Genomic DNA, 19357 nt, shown 5'->3' with positions numbered 1-19357 from the left:
GGTGCCGAAAAACCAAAAAGCCGCCCAAATGGCGGCCTTTACGGGGATATTTCGTTTTCGGCCATGAAGTCAACGAAAACGTCGTGCCTAAGCGGCGCCGGCCACCAATTTGTCGCGGCTGGGTCAACGCCGCGTGCGGGCAAGTTGGGGAAAACCCAAAAAACGGATTCGTGTGGCAGGTCAGACTCTTGTCACCGAGTCTGCCGATAAGCTAATTTGCGATCCAGAAATAACTAGATTTCGTGCGGCAAACTCATTCACCCGTGTATATGTGGTGTCGGCCCGGCTTTAGCCGGGACGGGAATGGATTCCGGGAGCCGCACTTTGCAGTAGGAGCACGTTCTCATGTGGACTGACGAGCGCGTCGAAACACTCCGGAAATTATGGGCCGAAGGCCTCAGCGCCAGCCAGATCGCTGCCCAGCTCGGCGGCGTCAGCCGCAACGCGGTCATCGGCAAGGTGCACAGGCTGAAACTTTCCAGCCGCGGCCGCACCACTGCCGCTCCGGCACGCCAGAAGAAGCCGATCCAGACCACCACTGCGGTGAAGACGACCGCCGCCGCGCGCCCGACCGCCGCCGCGCCGGCTCCCCGCACGGTGATGGCCTCGATCGGCGCGACCGCGCTGCAGACGCAGTTCGACGCCGAGCCGGTGGCCCGCCAGTATCTGCGCCCGAGCGAGAACGTGGTGGTGCCGATCTCGCGCCACCTGCAGCTGATCCAGCTCACCGAGCGCACCTGCAAGTGGCCCAACGGCGACCCGCTGACGGAAGAGTTCCACTTCTGCGGCAACGAGGCCGGAGAAACCGGCCCGTACTGCAAGTACCACTCCAAGATCGCGTTCCAGCCGGCCTCCGAGCGCCGCAGGGTGCGCTGAGCGCGCCAGACTTCAGCAGAACACTCCCACTTGCGACGCCGGGTTTTGACCCGGCGTTTTTTTGTTTGGGGCAGAGCCGCGCTCTAGCTCGCAACTACCGGTTCGGGCATTGGGGCACAATGCCGTCGTGAGGACAGAAGCTTGTTAATCGGAGGGTGACGACTTTGGGTGCGGCGCCCTACCCGCCGTCGTCCTCGGGCCGGAGCACGAGCGAAGCGAAGTGCGGAGGTTCCGGGGATCCAGGCCTCGGACTCGCAACCGGCAGTCCGGCGCATGTTGGAGACCTGGAGCAGGGAAGAGAGCATTCTGCACCGCCTCGGCCGCGGCATCGTCGAGGCATGGATTCCCGACACTCTCCGCTCGCTGCGCTCACTCACGAGGTCGGGAATGACGGGTTGGTTAGTTGCCATCGGGATGACAGAAGCTCGTTGATCCCCTTGGTTGGGTTGACGGCTGTGCGTGTGGCGCCCTTCCCACCGTCGTCGGGAATTACGGACTGCCCAGCTACCACTGCCGCGAAACCTACTTGGGCTCCACCGGCAGCGTCACGCGGTGGCTCTTATCTTCCTTGGGGCGGTCGGCCGGCATCTGGTCGCCGGTGACGACGTAGTAGATGGTTTCGGCGATGTTGGTGGCGTGGTCGCCGATGCGCTCGATGTTCTTGGCGCAGAACAGAAGATGCGTGCAGGGCGTGATGTTGCGCGGATCTTCCATCATGTAGGTGAGCAGCTCGCGGAACAGCGAGGTGTACATGGCGTCGATCTGGTTGTCGCGGTCGCGGACGAACTCGATGCGCTCGACCGAACGCGAGGCGTAGACGTCGAGCACCTCCTTGAGCTGGGTGAGCGCAAGCTCGGCCAGCGCCTGCAGGCCCCGGAACAGGCTGACGGGCTGGCGCCCGTCGGCAACCGCCACGACGCGCTTGGCGACGTTCTTGCCCAGGTCCCCCACCCGCTCCAGATCGGCCGCGATGCGGATCGCGCCGATGATCTCGCGCAGGTCCGCCGCAACCGGCTGCCGCTTGGCGATCGTCAGGATCGACTTGTCGTCGATCTCGCGCTGCGCCTCGTCGAGGATCGCGTCGTCGGCGATCACCTTGCGGGCCAGCGCCACATCGGAATTGACCAGCGCGGCCACCGCCTGCTCGACAAGCCGCTCGGCATGACCGCCCATCGCCGCAATCCTGCGCGTCAGGTATTTCAGTTCGTCGTCATAGGCCCGGACGATGTGATGCGACTGCATGGGCGATGCTCTTTCCTCGGTGACCATCGGGGAACGCTGATCCTGAATCCATGTTCATACGCCACCTGCATGACGGAAAAAAGAATGCTTAGCCGGGATGCACATGGAAAGCCCGCCGCGCCTGCCGCCGAGGCGCAAAGCGATGGTGGCTGCGTTGCAAGGCGGCCGAGGCCGCCTCGCCCGGCGGGGCCTCAGGGCCGCTTCATCAACTGCGGCAGCTCCTCGAGGAACTGCGCCCGGACCTTGAGGCCCTTGGGAGAGTCCGGCTTGTCGGTGCCGACCTGCATGCGGGCGAACACGACCTGGCGGCCGTCAGCCTCCGCCCAGCCGACGAACCAGCCCAGCGGACGGTTTCTGTCGGCCTTGCCGTCCTTGCCGGGCAGCCAGCCGCTTCCCGTCTTGCCGTGCACGACCCAGCCGTTCTGCGCCTCGAAGCGAGGGATGACGGCGACGGTCATCGCATAGGCCTTGTCCGAGACGGGAAGCTCGCGGGCGAGCACACGCCGCACGAACTCGGCCTGTTCGTCTGGCGAGATCTTCAGGGACGAGAGCAGCCAGGCATCGGTGAGGCTGTTGTGCTTCCCCTTGTCGCCCGAAACATCCATGTTTCCGTATTGCAGCTTCGAGACATAGCCTGCGAAGCTTTTCTCGCCCAGGCGGCGCGTGATCTCGCGTGAGAACCAGAGGGTGGAGTCCTTCTCCCAGACGGTCGGGTCGACGGTCTTCTGGTCGCGCTTGACCGCGTTGAATTCGGGTTTGTAGTCCCAGGCCGGCGTGCGCTCGTCCTGAAGGATGCCGGCATCGTAGCCGATGAGCGCCAGCGGAAGCTTGAAGGTCGAGAACGGATTGAAGCGCTCGCCGCAGGTGCCCTCGCGATGCAGGGTCTTGCCGGATGCCGCATCCAGCAGGACGGTGCACTCGGGGGCGTTGCCCTTCTGTGCCGCGGAAGCCGGTAGCGAAGCGCCGAGGCAGCCCGCAACAGCGAGCAGCCCAAGCAGAAGTCTTGGTCTGGGCAGGATCATGGAGTTTTCCTCGTTCGCGCCCCCCGGCGTCGAAGCGCTATCACGCGGCCGGGAAATGAACGGTAAATGCGGCGCCCTCGCCGGGCCTGGAGCGGATGGTCAGCCGGGCCTCGTGGCGGGTGAGGATGTGCTTGACGATAGCGAGCCCCAGCCCGGTGCCCTTCTGCGCGCGGCTGGCCTCGCCGTCGATGCGGTAGAACCGTTCGGTGACGCGGGGGATGTGCTCCTCGGCGATGCCGGGACCGAAATCGCGGATGGTGACGGTGGTTTCCTTCTCCGGGCCGTCGCCGGGGCCGATCATGGACACGACCACGCGGCCGCCCGACTGACCGTATTTGCAGGCGTTTTCCAGGAGGTTCTCGAAAACCTGGAACAGCTCGTCGCGGTCGCCCATCACCTCCAGGCGAGCGTCCGTGAAGTCGCGCTCGACCACCAGCCCGGAGTCGTTCGCCAGGGGGCTGAGCGAGTCGATGACGCTTTCGATGACGCCGCGCAGGTCGACCTTCTCGCCCGGCTTCAGATAGGGCTTCATCTCCAGCCGGGACAGCGACAGGAGGTCGTCGATGAGGCGGGCCATGCGCGCCGTCTGCTTCTGCATGATCTGCAGGAACTGGTCGCGGGCTGCGGCGTCGTCGCGGGCGGGGCCCCTGAGCGTCTCGACGAAGCCGGAAATGGAGGCCAGCGGCGTGCGCAGCTCGTGACTGGCATTGGCGATGAAGTCGGCGCGCATGCGGTCGATGCGGCGCGCCTCGCTCTGGTCCTTGAAGACCAGGACATAGAGCCCCGTGCCCCGGCCAACCGCCGAGGCGGTGACGCGGAAAACGCGCTCGATAGGCAGGCGCTCGCTGTACTCGACCACGCGGGAAGTGGCATGACCGAACAACACGGCCTGGATCATGTCCTGCATCTCCGGGGCGCGGAACTTCAGGAGCAGCAGGATGCCGGGATGCAGCGTGCCGAAAGCAGCGGTTGCCGCGGCATTGGCATGAACGACGGCGCCGGCGCCGTCGAAGACGATCAACGGATCTGTGACCGCTGCCGCGAGGTTTTCGCCCGACAGGCCGATAGACTTGGCGCCGCTGGCGACCTCCGCGGCTTCGACGCGGCGCTGGTCGGCAGTGCGGCTGGGCGCAAGCGCGGCGACGACGAACAGCGCGGCGATGGCAGCCAGGAGCACGCCCGCCCCGGCCCACATGTGGGCGAGCAGCACGGCCACGATACCGGCGGCGAGCATCCAGCGGTTCTGGCGGAACCGGTGGGCGAACAGCCGGGCGGCGCGCCGGCTCCATTTTTCACTGCTTGCATCACTCATGCGACGACTCGAAACACGAACTCCTTTGGTTCTGGACCAGCCGCATAGCACCCAATAGCATGAGTTAGATGACGGGAAAGGTACCGCGATGAAAAATGCCGAAGTCCATGCCGAGTACACACAGAACGTAGCCGGCCTCGAGCCGGTGAAGATCAAGCTCGGCGGCGAGGAGCGGCACTTCGACATCAACAACCCGGTGCTGCCCGACTGGATCGACAAGAAGGCGATGCGCTCGGGCGGCTATCCCTATAACGACAAGATGCCGCTCAGGGAATATGAGGAGACGGCGGAGCGCCTGCAGATCGAGCTCGTCAAGCTACTGGCCTGGATGCAGGCGACCGGCGAACGCGTGGTGGTCCTGTTCGAGGGACGCGACGCCGCGGGTAAGGGTGGCACCATCGGCGTGCTGCGCGCCTACATGAACCCGCGCACTGCCCGCAACGTGGCCCTGACCAAGCCGACCGAGACCGAACGCGGGCAGTGGTATTACCAGCGCTACGTGGCACATTTTCCGACCGCGGGCGAATTCGTGACCTTCGACCGCTCCTGGTACAACCGCGCTGGAGTCGAGCCGGTGATGGGCTTCTGCACGCCCGAGCAGCACAAGCATTTTCTGGAGGAGACGCCGCGCTTCGAAAAGCAGATCGTGCGTGAGGGCATCCGCTTCTTCAAGTTCTGGCTGAACATCGGTCAGGAGATGCAGCTCAAGCGCTTTCACGACCGGATTCACAGCCCCCTCACCAACTGGAAATTCTCGCCGATGGACGTGGCCGGCATGACCAAATGGGACGCCTACACGCAAATGCGCGACCAGATGGTGGAGACGACCCACACCGACCATGCGCCCTGGATCATCGTGCACGCCAACGACAAGCGTCGGGCGCGGCTGGCGGTGATGCGCCGGATTCTCTCCAGCCTGCCCTATCCCGGCCGCGAGCTCGACGCGATCGACAAGGAAGACGACAAGATCATCGGCGAAGGGCCCAAATTCCTGAAGAAGTCGTCGTAGGACCTTTCATGGTCGGCTTGAAACGTCTCGGGACGTGCGCCGGAGCCGGCGCCGCCCTGCGGTGAGCTGTCTTTTCCCAATGGTGCGGCCGCAGCCACAGCTGCCACAGCGAGCGCCAGGCGGCGAGCGATATCATCATCCAGTAGACCGGCATGAAGAGCACCACCTTACAGACGCCCGTCCGCTCCGACACCTTGAGGGTGCGGCAGCCCAGGACCAGGAACGACAGGTAGCTGCCGGCAATGTTGACCATGTCGAGCGGCAGGAAAATGGACTCCATGAGCCCCAGCGGAGCGCTCGTCGCCATATCGATAAGCACGCTGGCCACCATCGCGATCAGGAACGGGTGCGCCGTGGCCGAAACGATCATGCCCGCGAAAAGGATCTGGGCGATCACGAAGGAACCGAAGCCCAGATCGCGCGCCAGTCGAGGCGGGTTTCGCATATGCACCAGCCAGGTCTGGAACCAGCCCTTGAACCATCTGGTCCGCTGCGGCAACCAGGTGCGGAAATCCTCCGGCGCGTCCTCCAGCGTCGGCAAGGAGATCGTCTCGGCCCGATAGCCGAAGCGGGTAAGACGCACGCCGAGGTCGGCATCTTCGGTGACGTTATGCGGGTCCCAGCCGCCCAGCCTCTCCAGCGCCTCGCGGCGGAAATGGTTGGACGTGCCGCCAAGCGGCAGGAGCAGTTTGTAGCGCGCCAGCCATGGCAGCAACCCGCGAAACAGCGCCGCATACTCGAAGAAGAACATGCGCGACAGCAAGGAACGATCGCGGTTGGAGATTTCCAACGGCGCCTGGAGGCAGGCCAGGTCCTCGCCGCCCACGCGGAAACGCTGCCAGGCCTGCAGCAATTGCGAAGGATGGGGATGGTCTTCCGCATCGAACAGCACGACAAACTCGCCGCTGGTGATAGGAAGCGCATAGGCGAGCGCCTTGGGCTTGGTGCGGGGACCTGCCGGCGGCGTTTCCACGATCTCCACGAAAGGCGGCAACTTGCAGGCCCGGATTGCCGCCAGGGTGGGGAGATCGTCGGCCTCACAGACGAGCTTGATCTCGAGCTTGCTCTTCGGCCACACGATGCGGCCCAGCGCTTGGAACAGGCCGGGAACCATCTCCGCTTCGTCATAGAGGGCGACGAGGATCGAATAGACCGGCATGTCGTGGGCGACGGGCGGAATCACGACACTCGGGCGCGGAGGCATGGCCGATTGCAGCGCCGCGAAACGCAGGCAGACGCAAGCGAGGAAGAACAGCGAGAGAGCGCAGTGCAGGATGCCATACACCGTTTCGGGGATGAGCGTGACGGCGATCAAAAGCGCCACCAGCGCCGCGCCCCAGGCCGTGCCCTGCCAGGCGTTGGCAACGATGCGCGCAGAGTATTCGGGATATTGCTCGAACAGGCCGCGTGAAGCGATGTGGACGAGCGACAGGCTGGCCCGCGCCAGAACCGCCCGGCGCAGGGCGCGCGGCGTCGTCATCTTGAGCCGCCGGCGCGCGCCCGGATATCGGGCCAGCAGTTCCAGCATCTGGGCGACGCCGGTACGTTCCGGCGCGATGAGATAGGAAATGCCGCTGGCCTCCTCGACCTTGACCGGCTGGTAGCCGCCACGCTTGCGCAAAAGGGCAAGACAGTGGGCTTGGCGCATGATCAGCTTGTCCGGGTCGATCTCGTCGACGAAGGGCAGGCCCAGCTCCTGCGCCAGCGCGCGGAAGAAGTCCTCCTCTTCCACCTCGCCGGACGCCAGGAGCTCGGATTGGAAATCCGTGCCATTCACCTGCGCCTGATTGGCGAACCTCAAGGCTGCGTCTGGCGACAGGCCGAGGCGGGCCAGGATCGGCTGCCACTCGGCAAGATCGGGGAAGGACGAGGTCTGCCGCGCTGCGTGCATGGCGCCGGAATGGTCGGCGCCGCGCCCCTGCCCGATCGGCGAATGTCGGTTCTCTTCGGCGTCAGAGAGGTCCATGACGCCGAGCCCACCGCCACAGACTCGAAGCTCCAATTGCAACGGGTGGCTTGCCCGGCGGCGGGCCGGAATCCCATCCGGCAAAATAAGGCTGACGTTCAGGACTGGACGGCACGTTTCTGCGATCGCCCACGGCAACACCCAAAGTTGCAGCTCATTCCCCGCGAGGGAGACTATGCAACCTACAGATGGATAGCCACTCACTCAGGGTTGCATTATTTTGCTGATCCGGAGGGAGCCTTTGGTCGAATGGCGGACCGTCATTTTGCCCGGCAAGACTCGGAATCGTCGTCCGGTGACGCTATAAAGCGCTGGGGTCAACTGAGCGCCCCGAACCGTTTCGCCCAGCCGAGGGCCCTTTGGTGAAGCTTCGCTCGCTGTCCGTCGTCGTCCTCTGCGCGCTGGCCGCCCTTGCCGGGCCGGCGCGCGCGGAGCAACCGCAGGTGCCGGTGTTCTGGGACGCCAAGGAACGGCTACCGAAGCCGGACCTGCACACGCTCACGCGGCTGCGCTTCCTGACCACGACGGATTTCCCGCCGCTTAATTTTCTCGACGCGAGCGGCCGGCTGTCGGGCCTGCATATCGACCTGGCGCGCGCCATCTGCGCCGAGCTCGACATTGCCGACAAGTGCCAGATCCAGGCGCTGCCCTGGGGCGAGCTGGACGGCGCGCTGCAGAAGGGCGAAGGCGAGGCGATCATCGCAGGCATTGCGGTGACGGAGGAGGCGCGTGCGAAATATGCGTTCTCCCGCCCCTATCTGCAGTTTCCGGCGCGCTTCATCATGCCCAAGGCCAGCGTGCTCGCCGAGCCGCTCTACAGCAAGCTCAAGGACAAGCAGATCGGCGTGATGGCCGGGACGGCGCATGAGCGGATGCTGCGCGACTATTTTCCCGACGTGGAGGTGAAGACCTACACGAAGCAGGAGGCGATGTTCGACGACCTGAAGGCGGGCAAGATAACGGGCGCCTTCGGCGACGGCATGCGCCTGGGCTTCTGGCTGGCGGGATCCGAGGCGGCGGACTGCTGCCGCTTCGCCGGCGGCCCCTATCTGGCGCCGGAATATCTCGGCAGCGGCCTTGCCATCGCGGTGAAGGCGGACAACCCTGCGCTGGCGAATGCACTCAACTACGCGTTGCATGCGATCTCGGTCAAAGGAACCTTCGCCGAGCTCTACCTGCGGTATTTTCCGGTGAGCTTCTACTGAGGCCGGCGGACTTCCCTGGCCGTCCAGCGCCGGCGAACCGGCCGGAACGGCAGTAGCAGCGACCAGCCGAGCCGGGCCGGCTCCTCGCCGCGCCACTCTTCGAGCCCGACGACCATGCCTTCGTGCCCGAGCTTCGGCGCAGAAACATAGGTGCCGAACAGGCGGTCCCAGAACGGAAAGTTGAAGCCATAGTTGGAATCCGTCTCCGGCCGGTCGGCCGAGTGATGGACGCGGTGCATGTCGGGCGTGACGATCAGCCGCCGCAGCCAGCGGTCGACGCGCGGGGCGATGCGGACGTTGGAATGGTTGAACATCGAGGTGCCGTTGAGCACGATCTCGAACACCAGCACCGCCGGCACGGGCGGGCCCAGCGCCACCACCACCGCCGCCTTCCAGACCATCGACAACAGGATTTCCAGCGGATGGAAGCGCAGGCCGGTTGTGACGTCGATGCCGGTGTCGGCGTGGTGCATGCGGTGGATGCGCCACAGGACCGGGATCTTGTGGCTGGCGACGTGTTCCAGCCAGACGGCGAAGTCGAGCACGACGAAGGCGATGACGCCGCCAAGCCAAGGCTCCACGCCGGCAAGACGCAGCAGGCCCCAGCCATGCGCCTGCGCCCAGGCTGCCGCGCCCACGGCCGCGGCCGGAAAGACCACCCGCAGCAAAAGCGAGGAGATGACCACCATCGACAGGTTGGTGAACCAGCGACGCGACTTCAGCGCGCCCGCCAATTCCGCGCGTTCGAGGCGGGGCGACCAGAGCTCGAAGAACGCCATGCCAAGGAAGATCGCCAGAAAGGCTATCGCGCGGGCGGCAAGCTCGGAGGGGATGAGATCGTTCATGGCGCCACCCTGATGACCTCCCTCAGGTGAGCATGCGCTGGCGCGCCTTGGCCGCCCGCTCGACCGCCGTGACGGTCGGAGCATCGATGGCAAGGTGACGGCGCAGCAGTTGCAGCACGCGCACCTCCTCCAGCCGCATCTCGAGATCGACCGTCGCGACCTCGAGCGCAGCGGCATAGGCGGTGTCGTGCAGGCGCTGGGGGATGGCCTCGGCCGCCGAGGCAAGCACCCCGTCCAGCCCGGCCGGTTCCTGCAGCAGCTTCTGGCAATCCTGTGCCACGCGGATCAGCTTGTTCTCGTCGAAGTCGGCGAAGACAGGCCAGTTGCGCACGACATCGCCGATGCGGGCAAGCTCCAGGTCGGTCATGTCGCGGTCCGCGGCCGAGGTGATGACCATCAGGTAGATCAGGGCTTCCTGGGCGGTGGGCTTCGACATTTCAGTTGCGATCCTTGGTGTTTGCGATGCACCGAAGGTAGGAATCCCGGGGTTGCGCCGCAAGGAAAAATACCGGTTATCGTTGACGCCTTTCGCCTGCCCGCTTAGAGACCGTGGGCAAACTTCGCTCCACGGACGCCTGACATACCCATCCGCCCCGGCGAGCGAGTTGACCAAGCCTCCACACACATGCTGCGCCGGCGAGCAAGCGCCGGCACACCGATGCAGGAACAGCGATATGACGGGATCAGCCACCATCGATCTCAACCCCGAAATCCTCGCGGCCGCCGCCGAAAGCAAAGCCTGGCCGTTCGAGGAAGCGCGCAAAATCATCGCGCGCTATAAAGGTCGCGAGTTCCCCAAAACGGTGCTGTTCGAGACCGGCTACGGCCCGTCCGGCCTGCCGCATATCGGCACCTTCGGCGAAGTGGCGCGCACGACCATGGTGCGCCACGCCTTTCACGTGCTGACCGAGAACAAGGTCGCCACCAAGCTGCTGTGCTTCTCCGACGACATGGACGGCATGCGCAAGATCCCCGACAGCGTGCCGGATCGCGCAGCGCTCGAGCCCTACCTGCACGTGCCGCTGTCGTCGGTGCCGAACCCGTTCGGCGGCGACTATGCGAGCTTCGCGGACCACAACAACGCGATGCTGTGCCGCTTCCTCGACACTTTCGGCTTCGACTACGAATTCGCCAGCGCCACCCAGTACTACAAGTCGGGCCGCTTCGACGACATGCTGCTGCGCGCGGCCGAATGCTACGACAAGATCATGGCGGTGATGCTGCCGACGCTGGGCGAGGAGCGCCAGGCGACCTATAGCCCCTTCCTGCCGATTTCGCCCAAGAGCGGCCGGGTGCTCTACGTGCCGATGAAGCATGTCGATGCCAAGGCCGGCACCATCACCTTCGAGGACGAGGACGGCACCGAGACCACGCTGTCGGTGAAGGGCGGCAATGTGAAGCTGCAGTGGAAGCCGGACTTCGGCATGCGCTGGGCCGCACTCGGCGTCGATTTCGAGATGTTCGGCAAGGACCACCAGACCAACGCGGCGGTCTACGACCGCATCTGCAACATCCTCGGCGGCCACGCGCCGGAGCATTTCGTCTACGAACTGTTCCTCGACGAGAACGGCCAGAAGATCTCGAAGTCGAAGGGCAACGGCCTGACCATCGACGAGTGGCTGACCTATGCGACGACCGAGAGCCTCGGGCTCTACATGTTCCAGCGGCCGCGGCAGGCCAAGAAGCTCTATTTCGACGTCATCCCCAAGGCTGTGGACGAATACTACGCCTTCCTGTCGGCCTATCCGAAGCAGGACTGGAAGAACCGGCTGGGCAACCCGGTCTGGCACATGCATAGCGGCAACCCGCCGGCGATCGACCTGCCGGTGCCGTTCTCGATGCTGCTCAACCTCGTCAGCGCCTCCAACGCGCAGACCAAGGACGTGCTGTGGGGCTTCATCTCGCGCCATGTGGCGGGCGTGACGCCGGCCTCGCATCCCGAGCTCGACAAGCTGGCAGACTACGCGATCCGCTACTTCGACGATTTCGTGAAGCCGACCAAGGTCTACCGCGCGCCCGACGAGGTCGAGCGCGATGCGCTGGCGCAGCTTTCGGAAGCGCTGGCGGCACTCCCGGCCGGTGCCGATGGCGAGGCGATCCAGAACGCCGCGCTCAACGTCGCGCGCCACATCGAGCGCTATCAGGACCATACGAAGCAGAGCCCGGAGGGCGGCCCCGGCGTGTCCGTCGCCTTCTTCCAGATGATCTACCAGGTGCTGATCGGCCAGGAACGCGGACCGCGCTTCGGCTCGTTCGCGGCTCTCTATGGCATCGCCGAGACGCGCGAGCTCATCGGGAAGGCGTTGCAAGGCCAGCTGGCGGCATAATCGCCTCGGTACCTTGCTTGGCAAGGCTGCCAGATTCAGGCGCGGCTCGCCGCGCCACCGGCCGGGCGCCCGACGGTGGTGCACCGAAGATGCCGCGCTTTTCGGCACGGGCCTTCTCGCCGGCCTTGGCATAGGGGCCGGCGGGCTGGGCGCGGGCCCAGCCATTCTCTACCAACCAGGCGCCTGCATCGACCTTGCCGGCTCGGCACGAGGTCAAGACCGCGCGGCCGCTCGGCTTGGACGGCACCTTGCAGGTGACGGCGCGGTCGCGCAGCCAGGCGCGGAACTCCGTCCGCGCCCGTACGCCGCAAGGCCATGACCTGCCGTTGAAATTGCATTTCTCGCCCGGCTTGACCGGATCGATGCCGGCGATGACCAGCTTGTACCCCATGGCCTGAATGATTCCGGTATCGGTCGCCACGGGCTGGTAGAGGCGCTTGTCCTTGCTATCCAGCTTGACCGTGCCCACAGCGGTTCCGGCATCCTGCGGCTGCCACGGCGGCACGGGATTGGCTGCTGCGGGAGGCGGGTCTGGAAGATCGCTTACCCTGGCAGGCGGCGGCGCGACTTCATCGATGACCGGCGCCCCTATCGCCCCTTTCGCCTCCGGCGGCTTCTCTTTCTCGTCGAAGGAGCCGAAGGTCGCTGCATCCTCCTCTGGCGTGGCAAGCGTGGACTGATTGGAGCTTACCGCCCTTCCCCCGGCCATGATGGCGAGGCCGAGCGCCGCGACGGATACGACGCACGCAAGAACGACACCCGGACGCATGGCGTCCTCCTTTTCTTGGCTCTATTGGCTCGCCCAGACGATGCGCGCCAGCCAGTCGACCTCGTCTATGGAAAGACTGCGGTCGGGATGCTCGGGGTTGATCGAAACGAGTTCGATGCCGTCGGCGTTGCGGCGCGCCAGCACCTTGGCCATGACCTCGCCCGAGTGCGTCTTGACCACCACGCGGTCGCCCCTCCGGATTGTGGCGCCCGGCTCGACGATGAGGACGTCGCCGTTGCGGTAGAGCGGCAGCATGGAATCGCCCTGCACCTGCAAGGCATAGGCGTTCTCCGTGGTGCGGGTGGGCAGCTCGATCAGGTCCCAGCCCTGGCCGGCGGGGAAGCCAGCATCATCGAAGAAGCCGCCGGCACCGGCCTGGGCGAAGCCGAGCAGCGGCACGCGAGAGGATTGCGCCGCCGGCCTGTCTTCCTTCGGGCGACGGCCTTCGACCAGGCCGAGGAATTCGTCGAGCGAGGAATTGGTCGCCTCGATGACCTTGGCCAGCGATTCCGTGGAGGGCCAGCGCGGCCTGCCGTCGGCGGAAGCGCGCTTGGACTTGTTGAAGGCGGTGGAGTCGAGCCCCGCGCGCTTGGCCAGCCCCGACGCCGAAAGCGAATGGCGTTCGGCCAATGCGTCAATTGCGGCCCAGACCCGGTCGTGCGAGAGCATCGTCATGGCCTTCGAACAGGAAAATATACCTTGCGCGGTGATTTAGAGCGCAGCCTGCCGTTTGTCCAGAAAGGCGGGCGATTTGGCGGGGGCGAGGTCAGTCGCGGAAAAAAGCAGCGATGTCGTTGTCGCGAGACGGTGGCGTGCTCGGCCAAATGAAGGCCGAGCAAGACTGTCGCCAGGCGATGGACCGCCTCAGGCCGCCTGCATGATCGCCTTGAGGCCAATCTGCATGTCGTCGACATTCATGACCGGCGTCAGGTCGATGCTTGCGCCGAAGCCGGAAAAGAACGGCTCGGCGATGCTCGGCATGGTCGTCACATCCGTCATGTCGAAGATTACGAAGGCGGTGCGCTGGCCGTTATCGAGGGTGAAATAGGCGGCCTCCGGCTTCAGCTGGGAGAGTGCCTTTTCCATGATCTTGGGAAGGGTGCCGTTCTTGATGGCCCCGTTCCCTTCAGTGACCGGGATGGAGACTTTCAGCATCATACGCATGGGCAATCCTTTCAGGCCTGACACACGCAAATGGACGAATGCCGCAAACCTACCACCGCCGCACAGGCCGCGGAAGCAGGCTTTCAGGCGGCGCGCGAGGGGTATTTCCGCTATCCGCCCTTCTTAGCCAGTGCGCGCAGGCCGGCGTGCGACGCCATGAAGATGCGCTCGGCCTCGGTGGGCGGACGTGGCGTGGCGTCGCGGCCAAGCGCGGCGACCACCTCGTCGAACTGGAGGACGCGACGCGCGCGACGATCGTAGACGCCGGCCGTGGTCAGCACGAGCGCGGCCGTCTCACCGCTGTCGAGGACGAATTCGTGGCGGCCGATGACCTGCGTGCCTTCCCAGGTCTCGACGGTGGAGACGACGTCGAATTTGCGCCACAGCCTGATCTCCCGCACGAACACGGTCTGCAGGCCGCCCAGCATGGGAGCCCAGCCTTTTTCGCGCGCCAGCGAGACAAGACCGGCGCGGAAAAAGATGTCGATGCGGCCGATATCGGCCAGCATCATGTAGCGCGCATTGTTCAGGTGCATATTGAGGTCGATGTCGGTCGGCAGGCAGCGGAAGCTCAGCCGGCTCTCATCACCCATGCGATAGTCGCCGCGGCTGCGCGCGGTGAGCGCCGTTCTGGCAAGACGTGCCCAGACGTACATTTCAATCTACCTGCCTGCATGTGTCCCCTCACCCCACAAGGGAAGAGGAAGGGTGCCAGCCGTATGGACGGCGCTACCTCTCCCCCGTCGAGCGGGGGAAAGGTGGTTTGCGAAGCAAACCGGAGTGGAGGTCGAATTCTATATTCGTTCGCCCTGCAAGCCGCAGGGCGGGCGCCGCCTCAGGCCGCCTTCTTGGCCTCTTCCTTCGGATAGGGGTTGAAGCGCTGGTAGAAGGTCTCGCCCTTCTCGGCCATATCCAGGAGAAGCTTGGGCGCCTTGAACTCGGCGCCGTATTTCTTCTGCAGCGCCTTGGCGAGCTTGACGAAATTCTTCGCGCCAATGCCGTCGATGTAGGACAGCGTGCCGCCCGTGTAGGGCGCAAAGCCGAAGGCCAGGATGGAGCCGACATCAGCCTCGCGTGGATCGGTGACGATACCCTCCTCCATCACGCGCGCAGCCTCGAGCGCGATGACGGCGAGTAAGCGTTGTTTCAGCTCCTCGAAATCGATCTTGTCGGGGTTCTGCTGCTTGTAGAGGTCCTTCAGGCCCGGCCAGAGGTGCTTCTTGGCCGGCTTTTCCGGATAGTCGTAAAAGCCCTTGCCGTTCTTGCGGCCGAAGCGACCATGCTTGTCGACCATCGTGTCGATGAGCTTCATCTGCTCGGGGTCGACCGCCTTCTCGCCGAGATCGCGAATGGTCTGCTTCATGATCTTCTGGGCGAGGTCGATGGCCGTCTCGTCGGCGAGCGACAGCGGGCCGACCGGCATGCCGGCGGCGCGGGCTGCATTCTCGACCATCGGTGCCGGCACACCCTCGATCAGCATCTTGAAGGCTTCCGACATGTAGCGCAGCACGCAGCGGTTGACGTAGAAGCCGCGCGTGTCGTTGACCACGATCGGCGTCTTCTTGATGGCGCGGACATAGTCGATCGCCACGGCAAGCGCCTTGTCGCCCGTCTTCTTGCCGAGGATGATTTCCACCAGCATCATCTTGTCGACCGGCGAGAAGAAGTGGATGCCGACGAAATTCTTCGGCCGAACCGAGTTCTTCGCCAGCGAGGTGATGGGGATGGTCGAGGTGTTGGAGGCGAAGACCGCCAAAGACTTCAACACGGCCTCGGCCTTCTCGGTGGCCGCCTTCTTGACCTCGGAATCCTCGAATACGGCCTCGACGACGAGGTCGCAGCCTTCGAGCGCGGCGTAGTCGTCGCTCGGCGTGATGAGCGACAGCAGCTTTTCCTTCTCCTCCGGCTTGGCGCGGCCCTTCTTGACCTGCTCGGAAATCAGCGCATCGGAATGCGCCTTGCCTTTTTCGGCGGACGGCATGTCGCGGTCGATCAGCACGACCGGGATGCCGGCCTTGGCGGTGACATAGGCAATGCCCGCGCCCATGAAGCCGGCGCCGATGACGCCGATCTTCTTGAACTTGGTCGGCGCCACGCCTTCGGGGCGGCGCGCGCCCTTGTTGAGTTCCTGCAGCGACACGAACAGCGAGCGGATCATCGCCGCGGCTTCCTTCGACTGCATGATCTCAGTGAAGTAGCGCTGCTCAATCCTGAGCCCCGTGTCGAAGGGCACCAGCAGGCCTTCATAGACGCATTTCAGGATCCCGGCTACGGCGGGGTAGTTGCCAAAAGTCTCGCGGCGCAGGATGGCGATTGCCGGCGGCCACAGATTGGCGCCAGCGGCCGAATAGACCGGCCCGCCCGGCAGCTTGAATCCTTTTTCGTCCCACGGCTGCACCGGCTTCAGGCCGGCGGCGATCATCGCCTTGGCCGACTCGACGAGCTTTGCGGGCTCGGCCACGGCGTGAATTAGGCCCACGGCCTTGGCGCGCTGCGCCGACAGGTTCTGGCCGGAGGTGAGCATCTGCAGGGCGTCCTGCGTGTTGGCAAGGCGCGGCACGCGCTGAGTGCCGCCGGCGCCCGGGAAGATGCCTACCTTCACTTCCGGCAGGGCCATCTTGACGTTATCGCTGTCCGCGGCAACGCGGCCGTGGCAGGCCAGCGACATTTCGAAGGCGCCGCCCATGCAGGTGCCGTTGATGGCCGAGACCCACGGCTTGCCGGAGGTTTCGAGCTTGCGGAACAGCTGGCTCATGCGGCCTGCATTGTCGAACAAGAGCTTGATAGCCTTGTCGGGATCCCTGGCCTTCTCCTTGTGGAACAGGCCAAGCATCTTCTGCAGCATGGTGAGGTCGGCGCCGCCCGAGAAGGAATCCTTGCCGGAGGTGATGACCGCGCCCTTGATTGCCGCGTCGCCAGCGACCTGATCGATGATTGCGCTGAGCTCGTCCATCACCTCTTCGGTGAACACGTTCATCGAGCGATCGGGCATGTCCCAGGTGACGAGAGCGATGCCGTCGGCGTCGGTTTCGAGAGTAAAGTTCTTGTAGGCCATTTTTGTCTCCCCTCCCCTGTCAGACGCGTTCGATGATGGTGGCGGTGCCCATGCCGGCGCCGATGCAGAGCGTGACCAGCGCGGTGTTGAGGTTGCGCCGCTCCAGTTCGTCGAGCACGGTGCCGAAGATCATCGCGCCGGTGGCGCCGAGCGGGTGGCCCATGGCGATGGCGCCGCCATTGACGTTGATCCTGTCATGCGGAATGTCGAAGGCCTGCATGTAGCGCAGCACGACCGAGGCGAAGGCCTCGTTGAGCTCGAACAGGTCGATGTCCGACAGCTTCATCTTGGCGCGCTTGAGCAGCTTTTCGGTGACGTCGACCGGGCCGGTCAGCATTAGTACCGGCTCGGAGCCGATATTGGCAAAGGCGCGGATGCGGGCGCGCGGCTTCAGGCCCATTGCCTTGCCGGCCTTCTTGGAACCCAGCAGCACGGCGGCCGCGCCATCGACGATGCCGGAGGAATTGCCGGCGTGGTGCACGTGGTTGACCGCCTCGATCTCCGGATGCTTCTGCACCGCAACCGCGTCGAAGCCGCCCATCTCGCCCGGCATGACGAAGGACGGATTGAGAGAGGCCAGCCCCTGCATGTCCGTGGTCGGGCGCATATGCTCGTCATGGTCGAGGATGGTGAGGCCGTTCTGATCCTTGACCGGGATCACCGAGTTCTTGAAGTAGCCCTTCTCCCAGGAATAGGCGGCGCGCTTCTGGCTCTCCACTGCATAGGCATCCACGTCGTCGCGCGAAAAGCCATATTTGGTGGCGATGAGATCGGCCGAAATGCCCTGCGGCACGAACCAGGCCGGCAGGCCGACCGAAGGGTCCATGAACCAGGCACCGCCCGACATGCCCATGCCGACGCGCGACATGGATTCCACGCCGCCGGCAATCACGATCTCGTCGGCGCCCTGGGCGATCTTGGCCGTGCCGAAATTGATGGCGTCGAGGCCCGAGGCGCAGAAGCGCGAGATCTGCATGCCGGGAGCCTTGTTGTCATAGCCGGCCTCGAAGGCGGCAGCGCGCGGGATGACCGAGCCCGCCTCGCCGACCGGATCGACGCAGCCGAAGATGATGTCGTCGACCTGCGCAGTGTCGAGCCCGTTGCGATCGCGGATGGCCTCCAGCGTGCGCGCCGCCAGCCGCACGGCCGGCACCTCATGCAGCGAGCCGTCCTTCTTGCCGCGCCCGCGCGGGGTGCGCACGGCATCATAGACAAAAGCGTCAGCCATTTTTTCTCTCCTCTAAGGCGAAGCCAGGCGGACCCGCCATAGCTTCGCTTGCATCGTTCGCCCCCCACTCCGTCTCGGCTTCGCCTCGAATCCTCTCCCCCGAGCAGGGGGAGAGGTGGCCCGCAGGGCCGGAGTGGGGGTGGTTCAACTTCCTCGTCACAAACTCCGCGCGATCAGCAGCTTCATGATCTCGTTGGTGCCGCCATAGATGCGCTGCACGCGGGCGTCGCGATACATGCGCGCAATGGGGTACTCATTCATGTAGCCATAGCCGCCGTGCAATTGCAGGCACTCGTCCACGACCTTGCCCTGCAGCTCGCTCAGCCAGTACTTGGCCATGGACGCCGTTACCGGGTCGAGCCCGCCATTTAGATGACGCTGGACGCAGTCGTTGTAGAAAACGCGGCCGATGGTTGCCTCGGTCTTCAACTCCGCCAGCTTGAACTGGGTGTTCTGGAAATCGAGGATCGGCTTGCCGAAGGCCTTGCGCTCCTTGACGTAGTCGATGGTCACGGCAAGCGCGCGCTCGGCCATGGCGATTGCGGTAGCGCCGATCTGCAGGCGCTCCTGCGGCAGCTGCTGCATGAGCTGGACGAAACCCTGCCCTTCCTCAGACCCGAGCAGATTGGCAGTCGGCACGCGCACGTCATTGAAGAAAAGCTCGGATGTATCGTTGGATTTCAGGCCGATCTTGTCGAGGTTGCGGCCGCGCTCGAAACCCTCGACCTCGTCGGTCTCGACCACGATCAGTGAGGTGCCTTTGGCGCCCTTGGACGGATCGGTCTTGGTGACGAGGACGACGAGATTGGCAAGCTGGCCGTTGGTGATGAAGGTTTTGGAGCCGTTGATGCGGTACTGGTTCCCGTCCCTGACGGCGGAAGTCTTTACGCCCTGAAGATCCGAGCCGGCACCAGGCTCGGTCATGGCGATGGCGCCGATCAACTCGCCGGACGCCATCCTCGGCAGCCACTTCTTCTTCTGCTCCTCCGAACCATAGTGGAGGATGTAGGGTGCGACGATGGAATTGTGCAGCGCGATGCCGAAGCCGTCGACGCCGACATGGCTGACGGCTTCCATGATGGCGCTTTCATGCGCAAACGTGCCGCTCGAGCCGCCATATTCCTCCGGGATGGAGGCGCAGAGCAGCCCCGCCTCGCCGGCCTTCCTCCAGCTTTCGCGGTCGAAGATCTCGGCCTTCTCGAATTCCTCGTAGCGTGGCGCGATCTCGGCCTCGAGGAATTTTGTGGCCATGTCGTAGAGCATGGCGACGTCTTCGGTGACCCAGGCGGGTTTTGGAAGACCAAGCACTTCGGCGGGACTTGTGACCATCGTTGTTC

Annotated in this window: 17 protein-coding genes; 4 read left to right on the top strand and 13 right to left on the bottom strand. The window is 64.7% G+C overall.

The window, feature by feature from the left end:
• The first annotated feature begins 345 nt into the window (after window positions 1–345).
• Window positions 346–876 (top strand): GcrA family cell cycle regulator, encoded by a 531-nt coding sequence (locus ABLE85_RS00850; protein WP_348790800.1) that lies wholly within the window; start codon window positions 346–348, stop codon window positions 874–876.
• Between the two features lie 522 nt (window positions 877–1398).
• Here the strand turns inward: ABLE85_RS00850 and phoU are convergent.
• From phoU to ABLE85_RS00835, 3 genes are all read right to left on the bottom strand, one after another.
• Complete coding sequence (gene phoU / locus ABLE85_RS00845; protein WP_348790799.1) at window positions 1399–2118, bottom strand: phosphate signaling complex protein PhoU; 720 nt, start codon at window positions 2116–2118, stop codon at window positions 1399–1401.
• A 191-nt stretch (window positions 2119–2309) separates the two neighbouring features.
• Complete coding sequence (gene blaOXA / locus ABLE85_RS00840) at window positions 2310–3140, bottom strand: class D beta-lactamase (RefSeq protein ID WP_348790798.1); 831 nt, start codon at window positions 3138–3140, stop codon at window positions 2310–2312.
• A 40-nt stretch (window positions 3141–3180) separates the two neighbouring features.
• Window positions 3181–4452, bottom strand: coding sequence for an ATP-binding protein (locus tag ABLE85_RS00835; protein WP_348790797.1), 1272 nt, complete (start codon window positions 4450–4452; stop codon window positions 3181–3183).
• A gap of 88 nt (window positions 4453–4540) precedes the next feature.
• Here ABLE85_RS00835 and ppk2 point away from each other — a divergent pair, with 88 nt between their 5' ends.
• Window positions 4541–5461 (top strand): polyphosphate kinase 2, encoded by a 921-nt coding sequence (ppk2, locus tag ABLE85_RS00830; protein WP_348790796.1) that lies wholly within the window; start codon window positions 4541–4543, stop codon window positions 5459–5461.
• On the opposite strand, the gene ABLE85_RS00825 is transcribed toward ppk2, so the two are convergent.
• Window positions 5421–7427 (bottom strand): glycosyltransferase family 2 protein, encoded by a 2007-nt coding sequence (locus tag ABLE85_RS00825; protein ID WP_348790795.1) that lies wholly within the window; start codon window positions 7425–7427, stop codon window positions 5421–5423. The two genes, ppk2 and ABLE85_RS00825, sit on opposite strands and share 41 nt — an antisense overlap.
• Before the next feature lie 362 nt (window positions 7428–7789).
• On the opposite strand from ABLE85_RS00825, the gene ABLE85_RS00820 reads away from it, so the two are divergent.
• The gene (locus ABLE85_RS00820; RefSeq protein WP_348790794.1) at window positions 7790–8632 is read left to right on the top strand and encodes a transporter substrate-binding domain-containing protein; all 843 of its coding nucleotides are present in this window, start codon (window positions 7790–7792) and stop codon (window positions 8630–8632) included.
• Here ABLE85_RS00820 and ABLE85_RS00815 read toward each other — a convergent pair.
• Both ABLE85_RS00815 and ABLE85_RS00810 read right to left on the bottom strand, forming a co-directional pair.
• A complete protein-coding gene (locus ABLE85_RS00815; protein ID WP_348790793.1) occupies window positions 8626–9477 on the bottom strand; it encodes a sterol desaturase family protein in 852 nt (283 codons plus the stop codon). The two genes, ABLE85_RS00820 and ABLE85_RS00815, sit on opposite strands and share 7 nt — an antisense overlap.
• 22 nt (window positions 9478–9499) lie before the next feature.
• Window positions 9500–9913, bottom strand: coding sequence for a tellurite resistance TerB family protein (locus tag ABLE85_RS00810; protein WP_348790792.1), 414 nt, complete (start codon window positions 9911–9913; stop codon window positions 9500–9502).
• 238 nt (window positions 9914–10151) lie between these two features.
• Between ABLE85_RS00810 and ABLE85_RS00805 the strand changes: the two genes are divergently transcribed.
• Entirely contained in the window at window positions 10152–11804 is a 1653-nt protein-coding gene (locus ABLE85_RS00805) for a lysine--tRNA ligase (protein ID WP_348790791.1), read from the top strand.
• On the opposite strand, the gene ABLE85_RS00800 is transcribed toward ABLE85_RS00805, so the two are convergent.
• The 7 genes from ABLE85_RS00800 to ABLE85_RS00770 all read right to left on the bottom strand — a co-directional run bounded on the left by ABLE85_RS00800 (window position 11767) and on the right by ABLE85_RS00770 (window position 19349).
• Complete coding sequence (locus tag ABLE85_RS00800; RefSeq protein ID WP_348790790.1) at window positions 11767–12573, bottom strand: thermonuclease family protein; 807 nt, start codon at window positions 12571–12573, stop codon at window positions 11767–11769. The two genes, ABLE85_RS00805 and ABLE85_RS00800, sit on opposite strands and share 38 nt — an antisense overlap.
• Before the next feature lie 21 nt (window positions 12574–12594).
• The gene (locus ABLE85_RS00795) at window positions 12595–13242 is read right to left on the bottom strand and encodes a helix-turn-helix transcriptional regulator (RefSeq protein WP_348791421.1); all 648 of its coding nucleotides are present in this window, start codon (window positions 13240–13242) and stop codon (window positions 12595–12597) included.
• Between the two features lie 195 nt (window positions 13243–13437).
• On the bottom strand, window positions 13438–13737 hold the full coding sequence (locus ABLE85_RS00790) for a hypothetical protein (protein WP_348790789.1): 300 nt from the start codon (window positions 13735–13737) through the stop codon (window positions 13438–13440).
• A 110-nt stretch (window positions 13738–13847) separates the two neighbouring features.
• On the bottom strand, window positions 13848–14393 hold the full coding sequence (locus tag ABLE85_RS00785; protein WP_348790788.1) for a thioesterase family protein: 546 nt from the start codon (window positions 14391–14393) through the stop codon (window positions 13848–13850).
• A gap of 179 nt (window positions 14394–14572) precedes the next feature.
• On the bottom strand, window positions 14573–16792 hold the full coding sequence (locus tag ABLE85_RS00780) for a 3-hydroxyacyl-CoA dehydrogenase NAD-binding domain-containing protein (protein WP_348790787.1): 2220 nt from the start codon (window positions 16790–16792) through the stop codon (window positions 14573–14575).
• Between the two features lie 19 nt (window positions 16793–16811).
• Entirely contained in the window at window positions 16812–18020 is a 1209-nt protein-coding gene (locus ABLE85_RS00775; protein WP_348790786.1) for an acetyl-CoA C-acetyltransferase, read from the bottom strand.
• A gap of 156 nt (window positions 18021–18176) precedes the next feature.
• Window positions 18177–19349: an acyl-CoA dehydrogenase family protein gene (locus tag ABLE85_RS00770; protein WP_348790785.1), complete on the bottom strand. Its 1173-nt coding sequence runs from the start codon at window positions 19347–19349 to the stop codon at window positions 18177–18179.
• Window positions 19350–19357: the final 8 nt, after the last annotated feature.

This window comes from Mesorhizobium sp. KR1-2, assembly GCF_040045035.1.
Taxonomy (GTDB): domain Bacteria; phylum Pseudomonadota; class Alphaproteobacteria; order Rhizobiales; family Rhizobiaceae; genus Pseudaminobacter.
The sequence above is the reverse complement of the archived record's forward strand: the minus strand, read 5'-3'. Positions and strand labels throughout refer to the sequence as shown.

Excerpts from the sequence above, each read along its gene's own strand:
- ABLE85_RS00850 (WP_348790800.1), top strand. The coding sequence starts at position 346 with ATGTGGACTGACGAGCGCGTCGAAACACTCCGGAAATTATGGGCCGAA.
- phoU (WP_348790799.1), bottom strand. The coding sequence starts at position 2,118 with ATGCAGTCGCATCACATCGTCCGGGCCTATGACGACGAACTGAAATAC.
- blaOXA (WP_348790798.1), bottom strand. The coding sequence starts at position 3,140 with ATGATCCTGCCCAGACCAAGACTTCTGCTTGGGCTGCTCGCTGTTGCG.
- ABLE85_RS00835 (WP_348790797.1), bottom strand. The coding sequence starts at position 4,452 with ATGAGTGATGCAAGCAGTGAAAAATGGAGCCGGCGCGCCGCCCGGCTG.
- ppk2 (WP_348790796.1), top strand. The coding sequence starts at position 4,541 with ATGAAAAATGCCGAAGTCCATGCCGAGTACACACAGAACGTAGCCGGC.
- ABLE85_RS00825 (WP_348790795.1), bottom strand. The coding sequence starts at position 7,427 with ATGGACCTCTCTGACGCCGAAGAGAACCGACATTCGCCGATCGGGCAG.
- ABLE85_RS00815 (WP_348790793.1), bottom strand. The coding sequence starts at position 9,477 with ATGAACGATCTCATCCCCTCCGAGCTTGCCGCCCGCGCGATAGCCTTT.
- ABLE85_RS00810 (WP_348790792.1), bottom strand. The coding sequence starts at position 9,913 with ATGTCGAAGCCCACCGCCCAGGAAGCCCTGATCTACCTGATGGTCATC.
- ABLE85_RS00805 (WP_348790791.1), top strand. The coding sequence starts at position 10,152 with ATGACGGGATCAGCCACCATCGATCTCAACCCCGAAATCCTCGCGGCC.
- ABLE85_RS00800 (WP_348790790.1), bottom strand. The coding sequence starts at position 12,573 with ATGCGTCCGGGTGTCGTTCTTGCGTGCGTCGTATCCGTCGCGGCGCTC.
- ABLE85_RS00795 (WP_348791421.1), bottom strand. The coding sequence starts at position 13,242 with ATGCTCTCGCACGACCGGGTCTGGGCCGCAATTGACGCATTGGCCGAA.
- ABLE85_RS00790 (WP_348790789.1), bottom strand. The coding sequence starts at position 13,737 with ATGCGTATGATGCTGAAAGTCTCCATCCCGGTCACTGAAGGGAACGGG.
- ABLE85_RS00785 (WP_348790788.1), bottom strand. The coding sequence starts at position 14,393 with ATGTACGTCTGGGCACGTCTTGCCAGAACGGCGCTCACCGCGCGCAGC.
- ABLE85_RS00780 (WP_348790787.1), bottom strand. The coding sequence starts at position 16,792 with ATGGCCTACAAGAACTTTACTCTCGAAACCGACGCCGACGGCATCGCT.
- ABLE85_RS00775 (WP_348790786.1), bottom strand. The coding sequence starts at position 18,020 with ATGGCTGACGCTTTTGTCTATGATGCCGTGCGCACCCCGCGCGGGCGC.
- ABLE85_RS00770 (WP_348790785.1), bottom strand. The coding sequence starts at position 19,349 with ATGGTCACAAGTCCCGCCGAAGTGCTTGGTCTTCCAAAACCCGCCTGG.